Source organism: Acidobacteriota bacterium, from assembly GCA_018001935.1.
Lineage (GTDB): Bacteria > Acidobacteriota > JAAYUB01 > JAAYUB01 > JAAYUB01 > JAGNHB01.
Genome location: JAGNHB010000008.1, coordinates 115,913 through 140,001 on the forward strand (window position 1 = coordinate 115,913; position 24,089 = coordinate 140,001).

At 67.9% G+C, this 24,089-nt stretch carries 18 protein-coding genes; 9 read left to right on the forward strand and 9 right to left on the reverse strand.

Translation table 11 applies throughout. The annotated features are described in order from the left end of the window. The first annotated feature begins 144 nt into the window (after positions 1 to 144). Positions 145 to 1,227 (forward strand): dehypoxanthine futalosine cyclase, encoded by a 1,083-nt coding sequence (gene mqnC / locus KA419_05335; GenBank protein ID MBP7865354.1) that lies wholly within the window; start codon positions 145 to 147, stop codon positions 1,225 to 1,227. A 244-nt stretch (positions 1,228 to 1,471) separates the two neighbouring features. Further along, entirely contained in the window at positions 1,472 to 3,055 is a 1,584-nt protein-coding gene (locus tag KA419_05340) for a hypothetical protein (GenBank protein MBP7865355.1), read from the forward strand. A 60-nt stretch (positions 3,056 to 3,115) separates the two neighbouring features. Here KA419_05340 and KA419_05345 read toward each other — a convergent pair whose 3' ends face one another. From KA419_05345 to KA419_05380, 8 genes are all read right to left on the reverse strand, one after another. Next, the gene (locus KA419_05345) at positions 3,116 to 5,674 is read right to left on the reverse strand and encodes a hypothetical protein (GenBank protein ID MBP7865356.1); all 2,559 of its coding nucleotides are present in this window, start codon (positions 5,672 to 5,674) and stop codon (positions 3,116 to 3,118) included. A 549-nt stretch (positions 5,675 to 6,223) separates the two neighbouring features. Next, a complete protein-coding gene (gene udk, locus KA419_05350) occupies positions 6,224 to 6,907 on the reverse strand; it encodes a uridine kinase (protein ID MBP7865357.1) in 684 nt (227 codons plus the stop codon). Between the two features lie 486 nt (positions 6,908 to 7,393). Beyond that, entirely contained in the window at positions 7,394 to 8,338 is a 945-nt protein-coding gene (locus tag KA419_05355) for a DMT family transporter (GenBank protein ID MBP7865358.1), read from the reverse strand. A 214-nt stretch (positions 8,339 to 8,552) separates the two neighbouring features. Next, the gene (locus KA419_05360) at positions 8,553 to 9,749 is read right to left on the reverse strand and encodes an amidohydrolase (GenBank protein MBP7865359.1); all 1,197 of its coding nucleotides are present in this window, start codon (positions 9,747 to 9,749) and stop codon (positions 8,553 to 8,555) included. A gap of 161 nt (positions 9,750 to 9,910) precedes the next feature. After that, positions 9,911 to 10,300 carry a hypothetical protein gene (locus KA419_05365; protein ID MBP7865360.1) on the reverse strand — a complete coding sequence of 130 codons (390 nt, stop codon included), beginning with the start codon at positions 10,298 to 10,300 and terminating at the stop codon, positions 9,911 to 9,913. Beyond that, positions 10,297 to 10,560 (reverse strand): DUF2007 domain-containing protein, encoded by a 264-nt coding sequence (locus tag KA419_05370; GenBank protein MBP7865361.1) that lies wholly within the window; start codon positions 10,558 to 10,560, stop codon positions 10,297 to 10,299. The genes KA419_05365 and KA419_05370 overlap by 4 nt, the downstream gene beginning before the upstream one ends. Positions 10,561 to 10,683: 123 nt before the next feature. Beyond that, positions 10,684 to 11,235 (reverse strand): ATP-binding protein, encoded by a 552-nt coding sequence (locus KA419_05375; GenBank protein MBP7865362.1) that lies wholly within the window; start codon positions 11,233 to 11,235, stop codon positions 10,684 to 10,686. A 125-nt stretch (positions 11,236 to 11,360) separates the two neighbouring features. Then, entirely contained in the window at positions 11,361 to 12,794 is a 1,434-nt protein-coding gene (locus KA419_05380) for a diguanylate cyclase (protein MBP7865363.1), read from the reverse strand. A 238-nt stretch (positions 12,795 to 13,032) separates the two neighbouring features. Here KA419_05380 and KA419_05385 point away from each other — a divergent pair, with 238 nt between their 5' ends. From KA419_05385 to KA419_05415, 7 genes are read left to right on the forward strand one after another with little or no spacing between them, the layout of a single operon-like run. After that, positions 13,033 to 14,085: a 4Fe-4S dicluster domain-containing protein gene (locus tag KA419_05385; protein ID MBP7865364.1), complete on the forward strand. Its 1,053-nt coding sequence runs from the start codon at positions 13,033 to 13,035 to the stop codon at positions 14,083 to 14,085. Continuing rightward, positions 14,082 to 14,906, forward strand: coding sequence for an FAD/NAD(P)-binding protein (locus tag KA419_05390; GenBank protein ID MBP7865365.1), 825 nt, complete (start codon positions 14,082 to 14,084; stop codon positions 14,904 to 14,906). Before KA419_05385 ends, KA419_05390 begins: the two co-directional genes overlap by 4 nt. Continuing rightward, positions 14,906 to 15,682, forward strand: coding sequence for an NADH:ubiquinone oxidoreductase (locus KA419_05395; protein MBP7865366.1), 777 nt, complete (start codon positions 14,906 to 14,908; stop codon positions 15,680 to 15,682). Before KA419_05390 ends, KA419_05395 begins: the two co-directional genes overlap by 1 nt. 27 nt (positions 15,683 to 15,709) lie before the next feature. Then, positions 15,710 to 17,011, forward strand: a complete 1,302-nt coding sequence (locus KA419_05400; GenBank protein ID MBP7865367.1) for a Ni/Fe hydrogenase subunit alpha — start codon at positions 15,710 to 15,712, stop codon at positions 17,009 to 17,011. Continuing rightward, on the forward strand, positions 17,008 to 17,469 hold the full coding sequence (locus tag KA419_05405; GenBank protein ID MBP7865368.1) for a HyaD/HybD family hydrogenase maturation endopeptidase: 462 nt from the start codon (positions 17,008 to 17,010) through the stop codon (positions 17,467 to 17,469). Before KA419_05400 ends, KA419_05405 begins: the two co-directional genes overlap by 4 nt. Positions 17,470 to 17,481: 12 nt before the next feature. Beyond that, positions 17,482 to 17,931, forward strand: a complete 450-nt coding sequence (locus tag KA419_05410; protein ID MBP7865369.1) for a response regulator — start codon at positions 17,482 to 17,484, stop codon at positions 17,929 to 17,931. 5 nt (positions 17,932 to 17,936) lie between these two features. Then, positions 17,937 to 19,292, forward strand: a complete 1,356-nt coding sequence (locus tag KA419_05415; GenBank protein ID MBP7865370.1) for a hypothetical protein — start codon at positions 17,937 to 17,939, stop codon at positions 19,290 to 19,292. 202 nt (positions 19,293 to 19,494) lie between these two features. On the opposite strand, the gene KA419_05420 is transcribed toward KA419_05415, so the two are convergent. Continuing rightward, the gene (locus tag KA419_05420; GenBank protein MBP7865371.1) at positions 19,495 to 23,541 is read right to left on the reverse strand and encodes a HEAT repeat domain-containing protein; all 4,047 of its coding nucleotides are present in this window, start codon (positions 23,539 to 23,541) and stop codon (positions 19,495 to 19,497) included. Between the last annotated feature and the right edge of the window lie 548 nt (positions 23,542 to 24,089).

The window sequence follows — 24,089 nt, forward strand, 5'->3', positions numbered from 1 at the left end:
GGTGCCTGGGGGCCCTGTCTTTTCCGGCGTTTCGGGCATCATAGCACTACGGCGCCCACGCCGGTTGGCTTCGGGCCCGTTCGGGGGTATACTGTGCCCGTGGCGGAAAGCGGGTTTCCGGCAGACGAGAAGGAGGATGGGGACATGCGGGAAACGGACCCCGGGAAACTGGCGGAGAAAGCGTTGCGCGGCGAGCGGCTCAACCGGGAGGAAGCGGCCCGCCTGTACGAGGAGGCCCCCTTCCTCGACCTTGGCCGCCTGGCGGACGCGGCTCGGCAGCGGCACCACCCGGACGGCGTCGCCACCTACGTGGTGGACCGCAACATCAACTACACCAACGTCTGCACCAGCCGCTGCCGGTTCTGCGCCTTCTACCGGGACCCCGACGCCCCCGACGCCTACGTCCTGGACCGCCGCACCCTCTATGCCAAGGTGGCCCAGACCGTGGCGCTGGGCGGGTCCGGGATCCTCCTGCAGGGCGGCCTTCACCCGGGCCTGGACCTGCCCTGGTTCGAGGCCCTTCTCCGGGACCTGCGGGAGCGCTTCCGGGTGGACCTTCACTGTTTCTCCCCCCCGGAAGTCCTCCACATGGCGGCCGTTTCGGGGGTTTCCGTCACCGAGTGCCTGCGGAGGCTGACGGCGGCGGGCCTCACTTCCCTGCCGGGCGGCGGGGCCGAGATCCTCTCGGACGCTCACCGGCGGAAGGTCAGCCCGTCGAAGTGCAGCGCGGACGCGTGGCTCAGCGTCATGGAGACCGCCCACCACCTGGGGCTCAAGACCACGGCGACCATGATGTTCGGGAGCGGCGAGACCCTCGCCGACCGCCTGGCCCACCTGGACCGGCTCCGCACCCTCCAGGACCGCACCGGCGGGTTCGTCTCCTTCATCCCCTGGACCTTCCAGTGGCCCAACACCGAGCTGGGCCGCACGGAGGGGCCCTTCGAGACGGGCGGCATGGAGTACCTGCGCATGGTGGCCCTCTCGCGGCTGTACCTGGACAACGTCCGGACGGTCCAGGCCTCCTGGGTGACCATGGGGCTCAAGATCGCCCAGGTGGCCCTGCGCTTCGGGGCCGACGACCTGGGATCGGTGATGATCGAGGAGAACGTGGTGGCGGCCGCCGGCGCGGTCAACCACGCCACCGAGGCCGAACTGCGCCGCCTGATCGCCGACGCTGGCTTCACCCCCGCGAAGCGGAACAGTGTTCACCAACGCCTGGGAAGCTGACCCTGGTGCACCCGGAGCGTAAGCGACGGGCTTCGGAAGGGTGCGATGTGATCCGTGCGACGCGTCGGGTGAGACGGGGTGAGCCTGCGGAACATGGGGGAGACCGGGGAAACAAGCGATTGATCCTTTTCCCCTGCCGGCCAGTCCAAGTGACTGAAGAGCGCACGGGTCCGGGGGCCGGGCAAAGGCCGCCCCCGTTCCCGGCCCGTTCACGAAACCCGAAACTGCTTTGCTGGAGGGCTGTATGAACCGCCGACCACCGCGTTGTTTTCGCTGTCTTGTTTTCCTGTTTGCCGCCACCTTCGCCGTCGCGGGCGCGGCGGCCCAGGGGTTCAACCTGACCGGGACCTACCGGGACGGACCCAACGAGTGGCGGGTGCTCGACCGGGGGGACGGCGCCTATGCCGTCCAGTTCCTGGGTCGATACAAGTACCTGGGCTTCGACGGCCGGGAGCGCTTCAACGAGGGGGAGATCCACGGCGTCGTGACCCTGGCGGGGAACAAGGCCGTCCTGACCTCGCCCGAGGAGTACGCCCGGAACTGCCGGATCACGCTGGAGGCCGCGGGCGGTTTCCTGAACGTCCGGCAGGAGGGGGAGTGCGGCTTCGGCAACAACGTCCGCGCCGACGGGCGTTACCGCCGGGTCTCCGGGGAGACCCCGGTCTTCGAGGGGTGGGACGGGGGCAACGCGGGCGGGGTCAACCGGGCCCTGCAGAAGACCGAAGTCGTCCCGGACGGCGTGAACCGCTTCCGGATCCGCTTCCCGGACGGCGGGTCCACCGAGCCCATCTTCGGCACGGTGAAGTTCAAGCAGGTCATCGTGTACGTGTTCCGGGCCCGGGCCGGACAGACCCTGGACATCCGCCTCCGCGGGGAGCGGCCGGACGACCGGACCGAGTTCTGCGTGGTGGGGCCGGCCCGTTCGCTCCCGATGGGTTCCGGTGTTTACGCCGACCACTGGAACGGCCGGCTCGGCCTGGACGGGGAGCACCGGATTGAGGTGTCCACCGTCGCGGAATCGTCCCGGTACGTCCTGCGGGTCAACCTCGGGCCGTCGGGCGGGGCGGTCCCCCCCGCCGGGGTCGAGCCGCCCCCGCCGCCGGGGCCGCCGAGGGTCCCCGTCACGGGGACCTGGACGTTTCGCGAGCGCGGGGCGCGCAACGAGATCCGGGTGGAGGAGATCGGCCGGCGCCGGATCCGCGTGATGTTCGTGGGGAACCGCGAGTACCGGGACGCGTCCGGCGAGCGCATGGCCGACTCGAGCGGGACGGGGGCCCTGGAGGTCCCGCTGGAACGCGGCCGGGCCGAGATCCGGCTGGAGGAGTACCCGGATTGCCGGATCACCCTGGCCTTCGACGGGGACACCCTGACGGTGGAGCAGGAGAACGACTGCGGCTTCGCCCGCCGGGTGACGGCCACCGGAAGCTATCGGCGGGTGTCGTCGGAGGTCCCCGACTTCGGCCGGGAGATCGTGGAGCCGGAAGACGACGCGGGCGAGGAGCCGGAACCCGTGGCGGAACCCCTGGCGGTCCGGGCCGGGGGCAAACCGGTCCGGGTCCGCGGGAGCATCGCGGGCGGGCGGAAGGCGGCCTATGCGCTGGACCTGAAACGGGGGCAGACCCTCAGCGTCAGCGTGACCAGCGACACGCCCAACCACGACGTGGTTTTCTACCTTGTGGGCCCCGACGGATCGGAGCCCCTGGACATGGAGGGTGGATACAGCACCACCTGGACGGGTCGGGTCAAGGTCTCCGGGCCCTGGAAAATCCTGGTGGACACCATCGAGACCGAGAACGCGGATTTCGTGCTTCGGGTCAAGGTGCAATAGCCCGATCCGGAAAGAAACCACGAACCACACGAACCGCACGAAAAGGCCCGGGCGGGTCTGTCAATCGGCCGGGAGGGCCAGCCGGAGCGCCATCAGGTCGAGGGCGTTCACCGCGCCGTCGGCGTTGAGGTCCCCGCTGCCGGGGCCGGCGGGGAGGGGCGGGCCCTCCGCCAGGAAGGCGGCCAGGGTGACGGCGTCGAGGGCGTCGAAGGTCCCGTCGCGGTTGACGTCCAGCCCCACGTACTTCAGGATTGTCCCGCCGCTGCCCACGGCGTAGCCCAGGCCCGCGTCGATCATCTGGACGCGGTTCAGGTCCGCGGTGGTCCCGGAGGGCTGGGCGAACCAGTTCGAACCGCCGTCGAGGGTCTTCAGGATGGTGCCGTCGAGCCCCACCGTCCATCCGGTGGTGGGATTGACGAACGCAACGCTCTTGAGGCACTGGTCGAAGGGCTCGACGTTCCGCAGGGGCCAGGTCATCCCGCCGTCCACCGTGCTGTTGATCCGCCCGCGGTTTTCGTAGACGTTGTCTCCCGAGGCGATCCAGCCGGTATCCGGGCCGACGAAGCAGACCCCGTTCAGGTGGTTCTGGTTGAGGATGTCGCGGTTTGTCCAGTTGGCCCCCCCGTCGGTGGTCTGGCGGACCGTACCGGTGCTGCCGACGGCCCAGCCGTTGGCGGCGTCGAAAAACCAGGCGTCGTAAAACCAGTCCGACGTACCCGTGGGTTGCGGCGTCCAGGTCTCGCCCCCGTCGGTGGTCTTCAGGATCGTCCCCATTTCTCCCACCGCCCATCCGGTCTGCGCATCGACGAACCGGGCCCGGAACAGCCGGTAGTCGGTCCCGGAAGGTTTGGAGGCCCAGGTTTTTCCACCGTCGGCGGTCTTCAGGATGAACGTGGAGGAAAAGCCGCCCGGCGCCCACCCGTGCAGGGAATCCGCGAAGCAGACGTCGTAGAGCGCCTTGTTGGTCCCGCTGGTTTGTAAAACCCAGGTTTTTCCGCCGTCGGAGCTTTGCAAAAGGGTGCCAAATTCCCCGGCCGCCCAGCCGTTCCGGGCGTCGATGAAGGAGAGCCCGTACAGGTCCCGGGTGGTGGGGGCGGAGCACACGAACCAGTTCCCGGGCGCGGGATCGACCGTGACGACGGCCTCCCGGCTGTCGGCCCGCCCGAGCTCGTCGGTGACCCGCACCCAGTAGCGGGTGGTCTGGTCCAGGGCCGGCGTGGTGAAACCCGGCGAATCGGTCCCCGCGGGGTTGGCGGTGTCGCCCCGCACGCCGTGGAACCACTGGTAGTGAAGGGTCCCCGTCCCGGCCGCGGTGACGGACAAGGCGGCGCTCTGGCCCTTCCGGAGCGTGGCGGGCTGGGGGTGAGCGGTGATCACGGGCGCCAGGCCGTCGATGACCAGGACCTGGCTCAGTTCGCCTTCGGTCAGGTCGCGCCAGCCGCGGATGAACACCCGCTGGGTCCCCGGCTGGACGAGGATCTGGGTGTCAACGGTCCCCCCGCCGCCCGGGCCGGGAACGTTAAAGCGCGTTACCGGGTCGAGAAGGTCCTCGCCCAGCACATAGACGGAACAGAAATTGACGAAACAGACCTGACGTTTGCCATTCACAAAGCCGACCTCGGGCAACCCGCCGCCGAGGCTCACCTCCTGGCAGGCGCCCGTGGGACCGTCGATGACATACATGAATTCCGTGATCTCGGTCCCGGAATAGACCCGATTCGTCAGCGAACTGTAGAACAAGCCCTCTCCGTCCCCTCGGGTGATGCAATGGGTCGAGCCGCCGGAATCGAGATCGAAGGATAAGTAGTTCCAATCGAAATCCGTGATCACCACTCGGTTTTCCTGGGGGTTCCAGATGAGGTTCCATCCCTGGGAACCGGCTGCGTCGATGCGGGTGGCCGACAGGGTCGTTCCATCGATGACCAGGAAGCTCTCCCGATGGATGTTGCTGAATGCCGTGCGTCCCGTCACCGGGTCGATTCCGCCTTCCCTGTTCAGGCGCGAATGGGGTTCTCCCATAAGGGTTTCGATGTCCACGGTCCCGACGGCGGTGTTGGTGTTGACGTCGAAGGCCGTGAGGGTCTGGTGGAAGGTTACGGGGTGGTTGCCGAAAGTAAAAAGCCGGCTCCTCGCGGCGTCGAGGGCCAGCATGAGGTTGTTCCCGACCCCGGTCAGGGTGGTGAGGACCGCGTGGGTGTCCGCGTCGATCACCACGATCCGGGAGACGCTGGTGGCGTAGCCCTGGTCCACCACCACGTAGAGCGTGCCGGTCCCGTCGTGGACGACCATGCCGTCGGACTGCGGCCGGTCCGGGAGGTAGCTCGACAGGGAGATCACCCCCAGCGACGCCAGGGAGGCGGAGTCGAACACCCGGATGCAGGCGTGGGTGTTGTCGGCGACGAAGAGCTTGTTCCCGGAGGGGTAGAGGGCCATGTCGACCCAGTGGGTGTCCGGCGCCGAGTAGAGGGTGTCCACCACCGCCTGGGCCCTTGCCGGGGGCGCCAGGGCGAGCAGCCCCCCGAGCAGGACGAGGGCGGCGGCCGCCCGGACCCCGCATCGGGGTCGGGCCGGGTTCGAGTTCGGAGGAACGGTGAAATCGGGGTGGGTGAGATGCGGCATCGTAATCCTCCTCTTCTCGGCCCCGGGAGACCCCCCGGAAAAAGGGAACCTGCTCGCTTTCGGAAAAGCCGGTGAAAGAAGCCTGTCTCAACCTCACGCAAAGACGCCAAGCCACAAGGCCCCGTTAAGCTGAACCCAGTATAATCCCCGTTTTATCCACATTCAAGGGGCACGGCCGCTGATCCCCTTCACGTCTTTGATTTCGATGTGGCTCTCGAACCCGGCCGGTCATCTCCACGCTCGAACGGCCTTCTGAAACAGGATCTCCGCGTTTTCTCCGTGCCCCTGTGAGAGAGATTCCGGGCTGTTCTCTCGCGGAGTCACGGAGGGGGGGGTCTTGACCGGTCTCGGTTGAAAAGGACGAAAGGACCAAAAGGACTTAAGGGACCAAAAGGACACCGGGGGCGGACGAAGGATTTCGAATCGTTTTCATTCTTGGCGATCCTTTTTCATCCGTGTTCATCCGTGGTTCAAAGCGGGTTTCATCGTGCGACTGCCCGGCGCTGTATGCGTCGCCCGTGGCTACGCTCCGGCCGGCGTTTCCGGGGCTCAGAAGATGAGCTTCGCGGCGATGTGCTGGGTGAGGAGGTCGAGGGCGGTCCGGTTCTCCACGCCCGTGGGGACGATGAGGTCGGCGTAGCGCTTGCTCGGCTCCACGAACTCCAGGTGCATGGGGCGGACCGACTCCAGGTACTGCTGGATCACGCTCTCGACGGAGCGCCCGCGTTCCTCGACGTCGCGCTGCAGGCGGCGGAGGATCCGGATGTCGGCGTCGGTGTCCACGAAGACCTTCAGGTCGAGGTGTTCCCGCAGCTCGGGCAGGGCGAAGAGGAGCAAGCCCTCGAGGATGACCACGGGACCGGGGGTGACGGGCTCGGCCCAACCGGTCCGGTCGGAGATGGTGAAGTCGTAGATCGGCTTGCGAATCGACTCGTTCCGGCGCAGCGCCGCCATGTGGGCGGACATGAGCCCCAGGTCGAAGGCGTCGGGGTGGTCCCAGTTGACGGGGCGCTTCCCGAAGCGGGACTTGACGGTCTCCAGGGGGGCGTAGTAGGCGTCCATGTCCATGTAGAGGGCGTCGATGCCCTTCCGGCGGATCCGCCGCAGGATCTCCTTGGCAATGGACGTCTTCCCGCTGCCGGAGCCGCCCACGATCCCCACGAGCCAGGGACGGCCGGTCCCGGCGGCTGGGGCGGGTTCGGACAATTCGGGGGCCTTCGCTTTCGGGGTCATGGCGCACGCTCCACCTGAAGTTTTCGTCGAGCCGGTTCGCACGCCCCAGTCTACTCCACCGGCCCGCTCTCCGCAACCCCGGAAGACGATCTGCCACTAATCGCACTCATCCACACTAATCATGGTTGATTGAGGAAGCCGGGTTGATCTGCTCCGTATTACTGTCCGACGATGGGAATAAAGCCCTCGCCTTCAGGCGAAAACTTGAGTTTAACCACGATCTGACCGTACTTTAGGATCGTGGGGGAGTGGATAGCAGTGCTGGGAAGACCTGAAGGGATTCGCCGAATAAGGTGGGCGAAGCTTCAGCTTGAGCCCACCGAATTACAAGCCCTCGCCTTCAGGCGAGGGTAATTGACTCGCCCGGACAAGCCTGAAAAGCACCACGAAATACACCAAAAGTCTGCAGACTCGATCGAAAAAATTCGTTTCTGATGCCACCGGTCTCCGGGAGAGGGGACTTACAGAGTTTCAGGACATTCCCCATTAGTGCGAATTAGTATGATTAGTGGTTGATAATCCTGGTTTTAGTGGGGGGCGGGAGGGGAGGTTGCCGAGGAGGAGGCCGCCCACCACCAGGGCCGTGCCCACCGCCATGGGCGCCGTGACCGCCGCGTGGAAGAAGAGGTGGTCCAGCAGGGCGGTGAGGGACGGCACCAGGTAGGAGAAGGCCGCCGCCCAGGCGCCCCCCTTCCGCTGGACGCCCACGTAGAAGAGGGTGTACCCGATGGCGGTGGGGAAGACGGCCATGTAGAGGGTGCCCCACCAGGCCTCGGCGGGGACCGCCCCCAGCGCGGCGGGGCCGAGGAGGCCGGTGCAGAAGGGGACCAGCAGCAGGGCCGTGACGAGGTAGCTGTAGGCGTTGATCCAGAGGGCGTCCCAGTGGGGGGCCTTGGTGGAGCGGGCCAGGAGGGTGTAGACGCTCCAGGTGACGGCGGCGGCCAGGCAGATCAGTTCCCCGGCCCCGAGGTTGTCGAGGCGCGGGACGCCCCCCCGGGAGACGATCACCCCGGCGGCCCCGGCGAAGGCGAGGGCGAAGCCGGCGTAAAACCGGCCGGGCCGCCGGTGGTGAAAGAAGGCCACTTCGCCCAGCGCGGTGAAGAAGGGGTTCAGGGCGATGAGGAGGGAGGCGTTGGTGGGGGTCGCCAGCTTGAGCCCCCAGAAGAACAGGAGGTGGTAGCCGAGCCCCGCCGTCAGGACCCCGAGGCCCAGGTGCTTCAGAAACCCGCGTTCGCGGAAGTCGGGGTGACGCCGGCGGTGGAACAGGAGCAGGCCGGGGAACATGGCCAGGGCCGAGAGGAGGAAGCGGAGGAAGGTGCTCTCCACCGGGTCGAGGGATTGCACGACGTACTTCCCGGCGATGAAGGACCCGGCCCACGAGACGGGGACGATCAGGAAAAAGGCGGTGAACGCACCGTCACCTCTGGCCACGGCGGAGGGGTCCTTTCGACGGCCGCGGGTGCCCGGCGCACCCGGGCCCGGCGGTCGACGGGGGATTCTACCACAGGAAAGCGCGCCGGGGCGGTCCAATCCGCCGGGAAGCGGCTCGCGCCCTGCCGGGGGGCCGGCGGGAAGTCCCGGGACCATGCCGCCGCGAGGCGCCGCGGACCCCGTCGGGCCGGGCGCGGGGCGACGCCCGGGGCCGTCAGGTTGAGTCGGCTTCCGCGCCGAAGAACCGGTGCGCGGACCGGGCCATGACCCAGGCGGGGAGCCACAGGAGCGCGTCGTCCACGTCGAAGCGGGGGGTGTGGTGCGGGGCGGTGATGCCCTTGCCGGGGTTGTGGGTGGTGAAGCTCCAGAGGCAGCCCGGGACCTCCCGGAGGTAGAAGGCCATGTCCTCGCCCCCCATGGAAGGCTCCGGGATGCCCACCACGCCGTCGTCCCCCAGGCAGCGGCGGGCGGCGTCCTCCACCAGGGCCGTGACGGCCGGGTCGTTGTCCACCACGGGGTAGCTCTCGTGCCAGCGCAGGTCGGCCTCCAAACCGCCGGCCTCGGCGGCGTGCCGGGCGAGGGTCTCCATCCGGCTGCCCAGGAATTCCTGGTCCTTGGTCGTGACGGTGCGCACCGTTCCCTCCAGGGCCACCTCGGTGGGGATGATGTTGTGGGCGCTACCCCCGTGGACGCTGCACACGCTGATGACGGCGGGGTGGGACGGGCTGAGCCGACGGCTCCGGAGGGCCTGCACGCCCTGGACGAACTGGGCGGCGGCCACCACGGGGTCGGCGGTGAGGTGGGGGGTGGCGGCGTGCCCGCCCGGGCCGCGAAAGACGAAGGTGAAGTGGTCGGAGGCCGCCATCATCACCCCCGGCCGGAAGCCCGCCCTGCCCGGGGGGATGCAGGGGAAGAGTTCACCGACGTGCACCGCGACGATGGCGGCGACCCCCTCCAGCGCCCCGCCGCGGATCATCTCCCGGGCCCCGGCGTAGCCTTCCTCCCCCGGTTGGAAAATCAACCGGACCGGGAAGGCCGCCGGGTGAAGGGCGAACCAGCGGGCGACCCCCAGGAGGATGGCCATGTGGGCGTCGTGCCCGCAGGCGTGCATGGCCCCGGGGTGGGTCGAGGCGTACGGGACGTCGTTCTCCTCGTGGACGGGCAGGGCGTCCATGTCGGCGCGGAGGGCGAAGATGCCGGGTTGCGGCGGGCGCCCCCCCTCGTCGGCACGCACCGGGAGGTCCGCCACCAACCCGTCGCCTATGCGGCGGAAGGGGAGGCCCATCTCCGACAGCCGCGCTTCCAGCCAGGCGGCCGTCCGGGGCAGGCGCATCCCCACCTCCGGGAAACGGTGAAGCTCCCGCCGCCACGCCGCCAGCTGCTCGGACATCCCCTGGAAAAACGCTTTCATGGGCCCTCGCTCCTCGCCGCCGAATGGGCCGAGGATAACCCGGCCCTCCCCCGAATGCAACGGCGAAAGGAAATCGGACAAGTCGGACAAGTCGGACAAGTCAGACAGGTCAGACCGATCCTTCCGATGAGGTTCCCGAGTTTCGTGGTTTTGGTATCTGGCTAGCGGTTCCGGAAGACCAGGACGAGGAGCGCGCCGGTGACGTAGGCAAGCACCCACCAGAGGTAGGCGAGGCGGGAGTAGAAGTGCAGCCCCCGGGAGACCGGGCTGCCGGGGCCGTATTTCAACCGGGCCCGCCAGATCAGCGCGGCGTCGACGGCCATCCCCGCCAGGGAGGAGTAGCCCAGGAGCCCGTGGGGTGTGTACCAGGGGTTGCGCGAGCCGACGATCATGCAGGTCGTGGCGGCGACGTCGAACAGGAGGCCGGCGCTCAGCCAGAACAGGACGGTCCGGGTGACACGCTGGCGCCGCTGCTCGGCGAAAACGGCGACGGAGTAGCTGACCAGGGCCAACTGGACGATCACGGTGCCGATGATAAGGACAGGCTTCATTCGGTCGACCCGGAGAGGTCGTCCAGGGGTCCCGCGCCATCGACCGTTGGTTCACCATCGAGGAGGGCCGTCGCCCGCCCCGCGTCGGCCGCCCGGACGGTCAGCTTGATCCCGCCGACGAGGATGCCGTAGAAGGGCTGGATGCCGACGATGTTCTCGTCCGCCAGGAAGCACGGAATCCCCTCCGCCTCCAGTCGCCCTTTCGCCAGGTTTGCCTCCATCGGGTCCTGAAAACTCCGGATCACCACGGTATCGTTCACGGCTCACTCCTGTCCGAATGCTTTTCCGCGTGTTCCGCGTTTTCTGCGGTTGGGGCGGTGAAAACCACAGAACACGCAGAAAACGCAGAGGAAGAAGAAAATCCACACCCCGGCTTCAGCGGTTCAGCCGCGGCCGTTCTCCAGCAGGCGCCGGACGGTTTCGTCCTCCAGGATGTCCGCCGGGCCGAAGGGGTGGCTCAGGCGGAGGAGGTACGTCCGCCCCGCGGCCAGCAGGTCCGTCAGGTCCGTGACCCGGGTGTCGATGGCCCGCTGGAAGGCGTGGTCCACGGAGCGCACCCCGTCGTTGATGAGCCACTCCTCCACGATGGGCACCTTGGCCACCACGTCGTAGGTCCCCATCCACTCCGCCACCAGGGCGTCCAGGTGGGGCCGGCGGCCGAACTTGTGGCAGAAGTAGGCGTAGTTGTCCACCACCGCCCGGTCGCAGACCACGGTCTTGGCCCGGACCGAGGCCTCCAGCTCCGCCACGATGTGCCGGTGCAATATCCAGAGCTGCCCGTCCTCGGAGGTGGCCTCGTTGATGGGGAAGGGGCTGTGCCGGGCCATCTCCACGACCAGCTCCACGCTGTGCCCCCGTTTCTGAAGCTCCGTGCAGAGGGAGAAGGCCAGAGCCGTCTTTCCGCACCCGTGAGACCCGATGATGGCGATTTTCATGCTTCACGTCCTCGACAATGCAATGATGGGAGGAGCATATACCCGCCCCTCCAGGAAATCAAGGCGGATGGGGACGCGCGTCCGAATCCTGTTCGTGTGGTTTGTGTGGTTCGCGGTTAATCGGATTACGGGTTGGCGGGGCCCTCGGCCGCGGCGACCCCGTTGCGCCCGCCGGCCTTGACCCGGTAAAGGGCCTCGTCGGCCAGGCGGAAGCAGTCGGTGACGGTCATCCCCGGCCTGAACGTCGAGACCCCGAGGCTGACGGTCAGACGGAAAAACTGTCCTCCCGACTCGAGGGGCGTTTCCGAGACGGCCGTCAGGACCTTCCGGGCCACCGCCACCGCCCCGTTGGTCGGGGTCTCCGGGAGGAAGAGCAGCATCTCGTCGCCGCCCCACCGGGCCACGGCGTCCTGTCCCCGGACGCTTTCCCGGAGGATGCGGGAGAACTTCAGGAGGACCTCGTCCCCCGCCTCGTGCCCGTGGCTGTCGTTGATCTCCTTGAAGTGGTCCAGGTCGGCGAGAATCAGGGAGAAGTCGGGCGTTCCCCGCTTGACCCGCTCGGCCTCCTGCTCGATCAGGGCGAGCACCGCGGGGCGGTTGAGGAGGCCGGTCAGGAAATCGGTGGTGGCCGCCTTCGCCAGGGCTTTCTCCGCCCGCTCGCGCTCGGCGATCTCCCGCCGGAGGTCCGCGTTCACCTCCGCCAGCTCCGCGGTGCGCTCCTCCACCCGCTGCTCGAGGGTGTCATGGGCTTCCTTGAGCTTGTCCATGGCCTGGCGGGTTTCCGTCCGGCTCTCGGCCAGGCGTGCGGCCATGGTGTTGAACGCCCCGGCCAGGTCCCCCACCTCGTCCCCGGCGCGGGTCTCCACCTCCCCCTCCAGCCGTCCCTCGGCGATCTCCCCCGTCCGGACGACGAGGCGCCGGATGGGTCGGGTGATGCGCCGGGCGAGGAGGAGGGAGAAGAGCCAGGCGAGGGCGATGGAGAGGCACAGGGACACCGCCCCCGTGATCCGGATGGTCTGGAATTTCATCTGGACCTCGTCCGCCCGCATGTCCAGGCCGACCAGGTAACGGCCGTTCCCGTTCTTCAGGGGCGCGTAACCCGAGAGGAAGTACCCCCACCGGTCCCGCGTGATCTCGTCGTCGACGGCGTAAGCGCGGAACCCTTCCCGGAGGCGGGGAAAGGGCGCGTCGTAGGGCTGGCCGGGCAGGGCCTGCTCCCGGGACGTGTCCGAGTCGAGGACGAAGACCACCCGGTCGTTCTCCAGACGCATCACGTAGATGAAGGCGATGTCCGGGTTGGTGGCCTGGAGTTCCCGCAGGCGGCGCAGGTTCTCCAGGTAGTCCGGGCGGGCCGCGTCGCCGGGGCCGCGGATTTCCTCGAGAGCGCGGGCGTCCAGGACCTGGGAGAGGAAGGCCGCGCTGTTTTGGAGGCGGGCCTTGAGGCTGTCGTCCAGGCTGTCCACCGCCACCTTGTAGAAGAACGTGCCCACGGAGCCGGACACCAGGACGATGGCGGCGAAATGGGAGAGGAAGAGCTTCGTTTGGATCGACAGTCGCATGGTTTCCTCCGGGCGTTCGGGTCCTGGGAATTGACGTGGATTCTACCGCCGGCTTGCGGGAAGAATCAACCGGAGAGTTCGGGCCGCCACGGTCCCTCCCGGCGGCCCCCGGTTTTTCAGAAGACCTTCAAAGTGAATTGACGGCCGCTTGCCGCCGTGATAGAAAAGTGCGAACTTCGGACGACTCGCGCGGGTCCGCCCGGCCCGGTATGCAAACAGTGGTGGAAGAGGAGGATGAATGGCTTATCGCGTCATCGGGAAAACGGCATTCCTTGACTTCCTGAAGAACCTTGCCGCGGAATACGAGGTTGTGGGCCCCGTTCAAAAGGCGCCCGGGACCATCGTATACCGGCGGCTGGACGACGCCTCCGCGATGGTCGGGGAATTCCAGGGAAGCCTGCTGCCGCCCAAGAAGTTTTTCTTTCCCCAGAAGGAAACGCTCCTGCGTTTCGACCTCTCGGGGGCCGAGCCCTCCGCCGAAGCCGTGGTGCAGGTCAAGCCCGTCGCCCTGGTGGGGGTCCACCCCTGCGACCTCCACGGGCTGCAGCGCCTCGACCGCGTCTTCGCCGACGACAACCCCGACCCGAACTACCTGGAAAAGCGGGAGCAGGCCCTGGTGATCGGCATGAACTGCCTGCCCGACGACCAGTGCTTCTGTGCCAGCATGGGGACCCTGCGCCCCCCGGAAGACGGTTTCGACCTTTTCCTCACCGACACCGGGGACCGGTTCGCCGTCGAGATCGGGTCGGAGAAGGGGGAGCAGGCCCTGGACCGGCACGCCGTCACCGAGGCCGTGGAAGCAGCCGACGTGGTCCGGGTGAGCGAGTGGTACGAGCGCAAGGAGAAGGCGCAGAAGCTGGCGGTGCGCATCCCCGTGGAGCACCTGCCGCTCCTGTTCAAGGGCGAGTACCACGCGGGCATCTGGGACGAGCACGGGAAAAAGTGCCTCTCCTGCGGCGCCTGCAACCTGGTCTGCCCCACCTGCTACTGCTTCGACGTCCGGGACGATGTCAGCCTGGCCGACCCCTCGAAGGGCGAGCGCACCCGCGTGTGGGACGGCTGCCAGTTGGAGGAGTTCGCCCGGGTGGCGGGCGGCGAGAACTTCCGCGAGCACCGGAGCGACCGGAACCGGCACCGCTTCTACCGCAAGTTCCTCTACCCCGTCCTGAAGTACAAGAAGAGTTTCTGCGTCGGCTGCGGACGCTGTGTCCGGAGCTGCCTGGTCCACATCAGCGTGGTGGAAACCGTCAACCACTTCGTGGACAAGAGCCTGAAAGGAGGCGCCCAATGAGCCGCTCCCCCTATGTGCCCGTCTGGGGCACCCTCAAGCATATCCACGCCGAAACGGCCATGGAGACTTTCTTCGAGATCGAGCTTCCCGGCAAGGCGCCCCTGGGGCACCGGCCGGGCCAGTTCGTCGAGGTGGGCGTCATGGGCGTCGGAGAGGCCCCGATCTCCATCAGTTCGTCCCCGAACCGCCGGGAGAGCTTCGACCTGGTGGTTCGCAACGCGGGCAACGTCACCGGGGCCCTCCACCGGATGAAGGAAGGGGACACGGTCGGGATCCGCGGCCCCTTCGGCAACGGCTTCGACCTCGACCGCTTCAAGGGCCGCGACGTCATGTTCGTGGCGGGCGGCATCGGGCTGGTCCCGCTTCGGTCACTGATCCACCCCGTCCTGGAGGACCGCCTGGCGTACGGGCGCGTCCACATCCTCTTCGGCGCCAGGACCCCGGCCGAACTGCTCTTCCGCGAGGAGTTGGCCGAGTGGACCAACCGCAAGGACGTGGACTTCCACGTCACGGTCGACCGGGCCCCCGACGGCGACTGGACGGGCAACATCGGCGTCATCACCCGGCTGTTCCCCCGGGTGGACTTCGATCCGAAGAAAACCCTGGTGGCGGTCTGCGGGCCGCCGGTGATGTACAAGTTCGTCATGCTGGAGCTGATGGGGCGCAGCGTGCCCCAGGCGAACGTCTTCCTTTCACTGGAACGGCACATGAAGTGCGGGCTGGGCAAGTGCGGACACTGCCAGATCAACAACGTTTACGTCTGCCAGAAAGGCCCCGTCTTCAGCTATCCGGAAGTCCTGAAAATGGAGGAGGCAATCTGATGGCCAAGCCGCGCGTCGCATTTTTCGATTTCAGCTGCTGCGAAGGGTGCCAGCTCACCGTCTCCAACTGCGAGGACGAGCTGCTCGACCTGGTCTCCCGGGTGGACATCGTGAACTTCCGCGAGATCATGACGGAACGGTCCGACGAATACGACATCGCCTTTATCGAGGGGACCTGCACCCGGGAGGAGGAGATTCCCCGCCTCGAGGAGATCCGGCGCAACGCCAGGGTGGTGGTGGCCCTGGGCGCCTGCGCCGCCATCGGCGGGGTGAACTGCCTGAAGAACTTTCACGAACTGGAGGACGTCCGCAAGGAGGTCTACGGCGACAAGGCCCACTACTTCCCCACCTTCGAAGCCCGCCCCATCGACCAGGTCATCACGGTCGACCACTGCCTCCACGGCTGTCCCATCGACCGGGGCGAGTTCCTTCACACCGTGAAGAGCCTGCTCCTCGGCATCACGCCGCGGATCCCCGACCACCCGGTGTGCGTGGAGTGCCGGATGAAGGAGAATGTCTGCCTGTACACGAAGGGGATGCAGTGCCTGGGACCCATCGCCCGCGCCGGCTGCGGCGCCATCTGCCCCGAGTTCGGCGACGGCTGCGTGGCCTGCCGGGGGATGGTGGACGACCCCAACATCGCCTACACCCTCGCCGTGATGAACGAGCACGGCCTGAGCTACGAGGATGCCCGCCACATGATGGGCATGTTCCTGGGGTACCGGACGTTCCAGGAGCGGATCCGGAAGGCGGAAAACGCCTCCCTGGCCAGGTAGTTCCGGATCACACCAAGAGGTTCGACCATGGACAACAAGGCCAACATCAACGTCAACGTACACCATGTCACCCGCGTGGAAGGCCACGGGAACATCCGAATCAACGTCCGTGACGGCGTCCTGGAGGAGTGCTTCCTGGACATCGTGGAGTCCCCCCGGTTCTTCGAGGCCATGCTGCGCGGCCGGCCGTACTGGGAAGCCCACCACATCACCTGCCGCATCTGCGGCATCTGCTCGGTGGGTCACACCTGCGCCTCCCTGCAGGCCTCGGAAGCGGCACTGGGCGTGACGCCCTCCGAGCAGACCACGCTGATCCGCAAGATCTGCCTGCACGGCGAGACGCTGCAGTCCCACGTCCTCCACGCCTACTACCTGGCGGCGCCGGACTTCCTGGGGGTCGGGAGCGTCCTCCCCCTGGCGGCCACCCACCTGCCGGTGGTCCAGCGGGCGCTGCGCCTGAAGAAGCTCGCCAACGACCTGTGCGCCGTCCTGGTGGGACGCCACGTCCACCCCGTCTCCATGGCGGTGGGCGGGTTCACCTACGAGCCCGACCCCGGGCAGTTGAGGGCGGTCCGCAAGCGCCTGATCGAGTCCCGGGAGGACTTCCGGGAGACGGTGGAACTCTTCAAGGCCCTGGCCGGCAAGATCCCCGTCTTCGAGCGCGAGACCGAGTACATCTCCCTCACGCGCGATGACGAGTACGCCTTCCTGAGCGGGGACATCCTCTCCTCCGACGTGGGCCGCAAGCCCGTGACGGCCTACCGCGAGATGACCAACGAGGCGGTCCTGCCGCACTCCAGCGCCAAGCACTGCAAGGTCAACCGGGGGAGCTACATGGTGGGGGCGCTGGCCCGTTTCAACAACAACCACGCGCAGCTCCGGCCCGAGGCGAAGAAGGTCGCGGAAGCCCTCGGGCTGAAAGCGCCCTGCCACAACCCGTACATGATCACCGTGGCCCAGGTGGTGGAATCGGTCCATTGCCTGGAGGACGCCATCGAGCTGATCGACGAGCTGCTGCGCCGCGGCGTGAGGAAGGAGCCCCTCGACGTGCAGGCGAGGGAAGGCCGGGGCGTCGGCGCCACGGAAGTCCCCCGCGGCGTGCTCTACCACGACTACGCCTTCGACGCCGGCGGGCGGGTGACCCGGGCCAACTGCATCATCCCCACCGGCCAGAACCTGGCGAACATCGAGGCGGACATGCGCGCGCTGATCCCCACCGTTCTCGACAAGTCGCCCGACGAGATCCGGCTCCTGTCGGAGATGCTGGTCCGGGCCTACGACCCCTGCATTTCCTGCTCCACCCACTTCCTGAAGGTGGAGTTCGTGTGACGGCCGTCCGCGTCCTCGGTGTCGGCAACCTCCTGATGGGGGACGAAGGCGTCGGGGTGCACGCGGTGCGGGCCCTGGAAAACCGGGGGCTTCCGGAAGGGGCCGAGGCGGTTGACGCCGGCACGGCCGGGCTCGGGCTGCTCGGTTTTTTCGGTGGTGCACGCCGGCTGATCTTTCTCGATTGCGTGGACATGGGGCTCCCGCCCGGGACGGTGCGGCGCTTCTCTCCCGACGAGGTTCGGGAACTGTGTTCCGGCCGGGAGATGTCCCTGCACGAAACGGGCATCCTGGGCATCCTGGAGCTGGCCCGGACCACGGGGGAACTGGCGGCGGGGACGGCGGTGGTCCTGTACGGGATCCAGCCGGCCTCCCTGGGCTGGTCGATGGAACTCAGCCCCTGCTGCGCCGCCGCCGTGGAAGAAGTGGTTGACCGCGTTTACAGGGAAATCGTAAGTTAATTGATGGATTAAATGAAAGATAGTCAGATCGGCTGTCGATATCGAGAGGAGGAAAAGGTGGCTTACAAGATTCTGATCATCGATGACGATTACGACATCGTCGAAGCCATGCGGATGACGCTGGAGGCCAACGGTTACACGGTTCACACGGCGGCTTCCGGCAAGGAGGGCCTCGCGCGGGTCAAGGAGGTGGAACCCGACCTCATCATCCTCGACGTCATGATGGAGGAAGACACCGCCGGCTTCCGGGTGGCGTGGGAACTCCGGAACCCCGACCCCAAGTCGGAGTATGACCGCTTCCGCAAGACGCCCGTGATGATGATCACCGCCATCGCCGAAAAGAAGGGGATGCACTTCGACCCCAAGAAGGACGGTGACTTTTTGCCGGTGGACGAGTTCATCAGCAAGCCGATCATGCCCAAGGCCCTGCTGGAAAAAGTTCGGGCCCTCCTGCTGCGCTGACGGCCGTGGACCTCTCCGATCTCAGCGCCATCCCGCTGGAGAGCGAGCGGGCCGAGCGGGTCCAGTGGTTCGTCACCCTCCGCTGGGTCGTCGGGTTCGCCATGATCGCCTCCGGGTTCGCCGCGGCGGCCGTTCACCCGCCTTACGCCCGTCCGCTGCGGGACCTGGGGATCCTGGTCCTGGCCTACAACCTGGTTTTCTTCCTCACCCTCCGCCGCTTCAACCCCCGGGTCGGGACCCACGTCCAGATCGTCCTGGACTGGCTGGTCCTGGTCCTGCTCTGCATCGCTACGGGGAACCTCCACAGCCCGTTCATCTTCTTCTTCATCCTCCACGTGGTCCAGGCCGCCGTCTTCCTCGGGCGGACGGAGTGTTTCCTGCACGGGGTCTTCGCCGTGACGCTCGCGGCGGGGATGACCCGCTTCGACCCCGCGGCGCCCGGCGGGGACCCCTTCCATTTCGTCCTGCGCCCGGACGCGCCCTTCCCCCGCGAGACCCTGCTCTTCTGGGGGGCCTTCGCCGTGGTCATCCTGTCGGTGATCTTCATCTCCACCTCGGTCACGGAGAGCCTCCGGCGGAAGCAGGAGATCCGCCTCCAGCTCGAGGAGAGCCTGCGCCGGGCGAACCGGGAGCTGATGGAGATGGACGCCGCCCGGACCCGTTTCATGCGCCTGACCGCCCACGAGATCCGGGGTCCGCTCGCGGCCACCCAGAGCCTGCTGCAAGTCCTGGTGGACGGCTACGCCGGCGACGTCAGCCCCAAGGCCATGGACCTCCTGGTTCGCGCGGAGAACCGGATGATGGAACTGATCGGGCTCGTGAACGAACTCCTGGACCTCGCCCGCGGCGCCCAGCCGGTGCAGGAGGCGAACCGGGAAAACGTCGACCTCGCCGCCCTGTTCCGGGAACTGGTCGCCGAGCTGGGCTCCCGAGCGGAGGGAAAACGGATCGCCCTGGACGCCGACGTCCCCTTCGAAACCCTTCTTTTCCGTTGCGACCGGCAGGACCTCGACCGCCTGTTCCACAACCTCCTGTCCAACGCCGTGAACTACACGCCCGAGGGCGGCCGGGTGCGGCTGACCGCGCGAATCGTGCCCGGGTCCGGCGGGGGCGGGACCCTCCGCGTGACGGTGGAGGACACCGGCATCGGCATCCCCGCCACCGACCTCCCGCGGATTTTCGAGGAGTTTTACCGGGCCTCCAACGCCAAGGCCGAGAAGAAGACGGGGACGGGCCTGGGCCTGGCCATCGTCCGGAAGACCTCGGAAAAGTACGGCGGCGCCGTCGAGGTCGCCTCCGAGCCCGGCAAGGGCACGACCTTCACCGTGACGCTGCCGGTTGGGAAGGCTGAAGGCGGTTAGGCTGTTAGGCTGAAGGCTGTTAGGCTGAAGGTCCGGAGGGGCGGGTACCGATTGCGCTTGCGGCCCGAATCCCGATTGCGATCCCGATTGCGATACCGACTGCGATACCGATACCGATACCGACCCCGATACCGACCCTGATGGAACTCCTCCGGACCTAACAGTCTTCAGTCTAACAGCCTTCAGCCTTCAGCCTAACAGCCTACCCTGCGGAGCCCGTCTCCATCCCGCCGCCCCCGGCGATCTTGCGGAGGCCGAGGTCCAGGAGGGCCTGCACCAGCCACTCGCGGGACTTGCCTTTCATCGCCCGGAGGATCTCCTCCCCGCGCGGGTCGCGCAGTTCGCCCAGCAGGATCCCCACGGCGCCGTACACCGCCTCCTCGTACATCGTCCCCTCGAGAAAGCCGTCCCCGACCCAGTCCCGGGTCAGCTCGAAGGCGCCGCGCAGGCGGGCCGCCCCCAGCAGGTGGAGGGCGAAGGCCCGCTCCGTGAACTCGGTCAGGAAGTAATCGTCGGGCCGGGTGATGTACTCCGTGTCCAGGAAGACCTTTCCCCGGGCCACCTCCCGCAGGGCGTGCGAGAGGACCCACCCCCGGTCGGGATCGTCGGGGGGGACCCTTTCCTGAAGCCGGTCGGCCCGGAAGAACAGGTCCATCCTCGTCTCCGCCTTCCCGAGCCACTCCAGCAACAGCCCCGCCTCGAAGCAGGTCTCCTCGAACACGCCGGGGTTCGCCCGGTGGCGCAGGGCCGCCGCGGCCTCGTCCCGGACCCGGCCGCTGGGGTCGTCCGCCGCCACGGCCTCCAGGTCCGCCTCCACCGCTCCGTCCCCCGGCGTGACCGGCCGCCGGCCCAGGGCGAAGGCCGCGTAGCCGCGGACCCGCCAGTCGGGGTGACGGAGGTGCTCCCGCAGGGCCGCGGTCACGGCGGCCGAGGGGAAGCGCTCGCTCGCGAAGATCCCTGCCCGGACCAGCGCCGGCTGCCGGCTCCCGAGCAAGTCCAGGGCCCAGGCCTCGTCGGCCAGCTTGTACATCGCGCCCCCGGCGTAGAAAGCCAGGAGCGGGTCGGGGGAGAGCCGCGCCCGCCGCAGGGCCGGCAGGGCGCGCCGGTCGCCCAGGTCCCCCAGGGCCATCACGGCGGCGCCCCCCACCCAGTTGTACGCCCGGTTCGCCTCCCCCTGGTTGACGAGGTTGATCAGGGTCTCCGCCGTGCCCGGGGTTTGGGTGGTCCCTAACGTCAGCACCTCGAAGGCCGCCAGGAATTGGCCGAACTCGTCGCGCCGGGTGTCGCTGGAGAGCTGGTCGAGGAGGTCGGCCGCCGCCGCGGCGTCCCCGCCCAGGGCCAGGCGGAGCGAGGCCACGAGCCGCGCCGCCGGGTTGCCCCGGTCGCCCAGGAAGGGCCGCAGGACCGACGCCCCGCCGTCCGGCAGGTTCCCCATGGGGTAGAGGGCGAGGAAGGCCTGGAGATACGCCTCCCAGTCCTTGCCGGAGCGGTCCCGGGCCCGCTCCAGCAGCACCTTCACCGCCTCCGGGTCGCCCAGTTTCACGAGCGCCCCGGCAACGATCATCCGGAGGAAATCATGATCCTCCTGGTTGTCGTCCACCGATCCAAGGTAGAGCTTGAGGAGGCGCATCCGGGCCAAGGCCGCGTCCGGGCCGCGGGTCTGGCCCAGGAGGAAGACGGCACTCAGGTAGGAGTCATCTTGGGTCTCGAAAGAAGTCTGACGATCGATCAAGGTCCCGTGAGGGTCTATTGCGACCAGGGCATCCTTGACATTTGCCCGAAGGTCCTCATCCGACCCGGGCATTTCCAGAAGACTTCGCAGAGGGGCGACGGCCCGGGAATCGCGCAGGACACCCAGTGCACCGGCGGCCATGATCCGGACCACATGCTCGGGATCGCCCAGCATCCGAACCAGCAAGTCTACGCTCGACGGATCTCTCAACGGGGCTTTGGCGAGAAATTGGACCGCTTCCCAGCGCTCCATCATTTCTCTGGATGCGAGGGACTCCTGTATTATCCGGAGCGTTCTTTCACGGTCGACCGCGATCAAGGCATTCAAGGTCCGTTCCGGAAAGCGACCGTTTTGCAGCATGCAATGAACCTGGGGAGCGACGGCATCGAAAAGCAGGTCCGTCCTGGACAACCTTCGACAGAGATCGACAAAAGGAGGATTCGCATCGGGCCACTCCAGGAAGGGTTTCAGCCGCGGGATGTCCTCGGCGGTTGCCACGCGGCCCAAGGCCTCGATGACCGCGGTCCGCAGGTCCGGGTAGGGGTGGTCCAGGAGGGGGAGGATGAGGGTTCGGGTTTCGGGTCCCCCGGTTTCGCCGAGGTACCTGACCGCCGCCACGGTCGCCAGGGTGTCCCGCCCTTCCCGGACAACGGCCTCGGCCAGGGGGAGCGCCCCGGCGTCCCGGGCCTCGCGCCAGGCGTCGAACCACCGGGCCAGCCAGACCCACTCGGACGGCTTCGTTTCCCCGGAGAACGCCAAGCCGGCGGCGTCCGACGCCTCGGCATCCCCCGCCGGCTCCGGATCGCAGAGGGGCAGCGTCCGGAAGGCCTCCAGGAAGCCCGTCCACGGCTGGAAGACCCGGACGACCCGCAGCCCGGCCCCGGACCGTTCCGCCTCCGCCGCGTCCAACCGAAGGAGGACCGCCGGAAACCCCCGCCGCAGCGCCGACCGCGCCTCGGCGCGGACCCGCCCCGAGGGGTCGTCGAGCCGGGCCGCCAGCAGGGCGGGAGAGTCCGGGAGGTCGAAGTCGGGGAGCAGACCCAGGAGCCGGACCCGGTCGGCCTCGGGGCCGCTCTCCAGCACCCGCCGGACCTGGCCATCGACCCATCCCCCCGCGCACCGGCGCACCTCGTAGAGGATCTCGGGGCTGGCTTCCACGCCGCTTTGCTCCAGGAAGGCCGCGACGGCCTCCGCGGAGGGTTGGCGGGCCCGGAGCACGCTCTGGATCAGCCAGAGCTGCTGGAAACGGCAGAGCCTTTTCGCGGCGAGGACGCGCCCGGCCTGCTCGAGGGTGAGGTCCTCGCTACGCCCGTAGAGGATCAGCGCCGCCTGCGTCCGGCGCCACGCCTCCGGAACGTCTTCCGAGGCCTTCGACAGCGCGTCGAGGCCGCCCAGCCGGGCCGCCCGCCAGGCCAGGTCGTAGGCGAGCTTCTCGTCGCCGCACTCTCTCCAGAGCCGCACCAGGGCCGCCGCGGCGGCCGGAGCGTCCGCTTTCCCGAAGATGTCGAGGACGGCACCCCAGTGCCGCCGGAAATCCTTCCGCGCGTCGTCGGGGGCCTCCGCCCCGCCGGACGGGCCCGCAAGGTTCCGGCGGAGCCACGCCAGCAGGACCGCGTCCGTGGCGGCGGAGGGGTGCGCCTCCATCCAGGCCAGGGCGTCCCACCAGGCGTACGCGTCGGCCGTGCCGTCCTGACCTTCGCCGCGGGTCGCCTCCTCCGAGAGCCGGTGGAAGACCGCCAGGGCCCCGGCCTCGTCGCGGAAGGCGCCGGTTCCCGCGGCCGCCCCGTCCGGCGGGATCAGCCGGCACTCGTCCGGCCGCAGGCCGTAGTCGGCCGGGGCCCCGGCCCCGAGCCGGCAGAGGACCAGGGCCGCCTTCCGGTTCAGGGGGACCCCGGTGGAGGGGGAGATCCAGATGTAGAATTTGTCCAGCTTCAGGGACGCCACCGCCCTCAGGTCCCGGGTGAACCCGGCCCGGACCGCGGCGAAGGCCGGCAGGCGCCGCGCGGCGTAGAGGGCGTCCATGAGGCGGTTGACCTCGAGGAGGACTTCGTCCGGCGGCAGGGTCTCCGATGGTTTTCGCACCGACGTCATCACGCGGTCCCAGTTCCGCCGGAGCGCCCGGAGGGCGGCCGCGTCGGGGAAGCGGCGGAAGAAGTCGCAGGCGGCGAAGCGGACCGGCCACTCGGGGTCCGCCAGGAGCGCCCGGACAGACCCCGCGTACTTTTCGCCCCCCAGGTGGGCGAGGATCCGGACCGCCGTTTCCCGGACGGCCGGGTCCGGGTTCTTCAGGTCGGCCAGGACCGACTGCTCCAGCTCGGGGTCCCCCCGGCCCGGCAGGGAGATTCTCTCCCCGGGCTTGTTCACGACGGCCGCAGCGTTCGCTCCCGGGTGTTCGGCGGCCCCCGCCGCATGCCCGGCCCCCGGTCCGGCAAAGGCGAGGACGAGGAGGGTTGTCGCAACGGTCCACCCGGTGGCGGAAAGCGCCGCCCCGACGGCCTCAAGGCCAGGAAGCTTCATACAGGCCATAACCCAGGGGTTTTTACCTGCCTTTACCATGACGACCTCCTGACCGGCTGGAACTCCATGAACCGATTTTCACCCATCCCCGGGCGGAAATGTCATGAAAATGTCATGAAAATGTCAATTTCCGATACCGCGTCCATGACCCGGCGGCCCGCGCTTTTCCGGCGCCGCCTCCGGGGCGCAAGGGCCATAAAACGGTCTGCAACCGGTGGGAGTACCCCCTACCGGGGGAACACCCACCGGTTAACCTCTTTTATCCCTTCGGGATAGAGATTGGATTCGAGTAAGAGGCCTCCGACACAAATCGTGGGCTTTGACTCATCACCCCGTCAGGGGTGAAATATTTGTAGAATAAGCGGTTATATTAATCTTCCCCCCGCGCGCCGCCGGCCGGTGAACGGGCCCCGCGGCACGATTTCTCTCCGGCGGCGCGCGGGAGGGCTGGGATAACACCTTTTACTACAAATATTTCACCCCTGACGGGGTGAGGGCGCGAGGGGGCGACGGGGTCGACCGGTGTCAAAGATCAGGGGTACGGGTAA

Excerpts from the sequence above, each read along its gene's own strand:
- KA419_05420 (MBP7865371.1), bottom strand. The coding sequence starts at position 23,541 with ATGAAGCTTCCTGGCCTTGAGGCCGTCGGGGCGGCGCTTTCCGCCACC.
- KA419_05360 (MBP7865359.1), bottom strand. The coding sequence starts at position 9,749 with ATGAAAGCGTTTTTCCAGGGGATGTCCGAGCAGCTGGCGGCGTGGCGG.
- KA419_05395 (MBP7865366.1), top strand. The coding sequence starts at position 14,906 with ATGGCCAAGCCGCGCGTCGCATTTTTCGATTTCAGCTGCTGCGAAGGG.
- KA419_05400 (MBP7865367.1), top strand. The coding sequence starts at position 15,710 with ATGGACAACAAGGCCAACATCAACGTCAACGTACACCATGTCACCCGC.
- KA419_05380 (MBP7865363.1), bottom strand. The coding sequence starts at position 12,794 with ATGCGACTGTCGATCCAAACGAAGCTCTTCCTCTCCCATTTCGCCGCC.
- KA419_05375 (MBP7865362.1), bottom strand. The coding sequence starts at position 11,235 with ATGAAAATCGCCATCATCGGGTCTCACGGGTGCGGAAAGACGGCTCTG.
- udk (MBP7865357.1), bottom strand. The coding sequence starts at position 6,907 with ATGACCCCGAAAGCGAAGGCCCCCGAATTGTCCGAACCCGCCCCAGCC.
- KA419_05390 (MBP7865365.1), top strand. The coding sequence starts at position 14,082 with ATGAGCCGCTCCCCCTATGTGCCCGTCTGGGGCACCCTCAAGCATATC.
- KA419_05410 (MBP7865369.1), top strand. The coding sequence starts at position 17,482 with ATGAAAGATAGTCAGATCGGCTGTCGATATCGAGAGGAGGAAAAGGTG.
- KA419_05365 (MBP7865360.1), bottom strand. The coding sequence starts at position 10,300 with ATGAAGCCTGTCCTTATCATCGGCACCGTGATCGTCCAGTTGGCCCTG.
- KA419_05340 (MBP7865355.1), top strand. The coding sequence starts at position 1,472 with ATGAACCGCCGACCACCGCGTTGTTTTCGCTGTCTTGTTTTCCTGTTT.
- KA419_05345 (MBP7865356.1), bottom strand. The coding sequence starts at position 5,674 with ATGCCGCATCTCACCCACCCCGATTTCACCGTTCCTCCGAACTCGAAC.
- mqnC (MBP7865354.1), top strand. The coding sequence starts at position 145 with ATGCGGGAAACGGACCCCGGGAAACTGGCGGAGAAAGCGTTGCGCGGC.
- KA419_05385 (MBP7865364.1), top strand. The coding sequence starts at position 13,033 with ATGGCTTATCGCGTCATCGGGAAAACGGCATTCCTTGACTTCCTGAAG.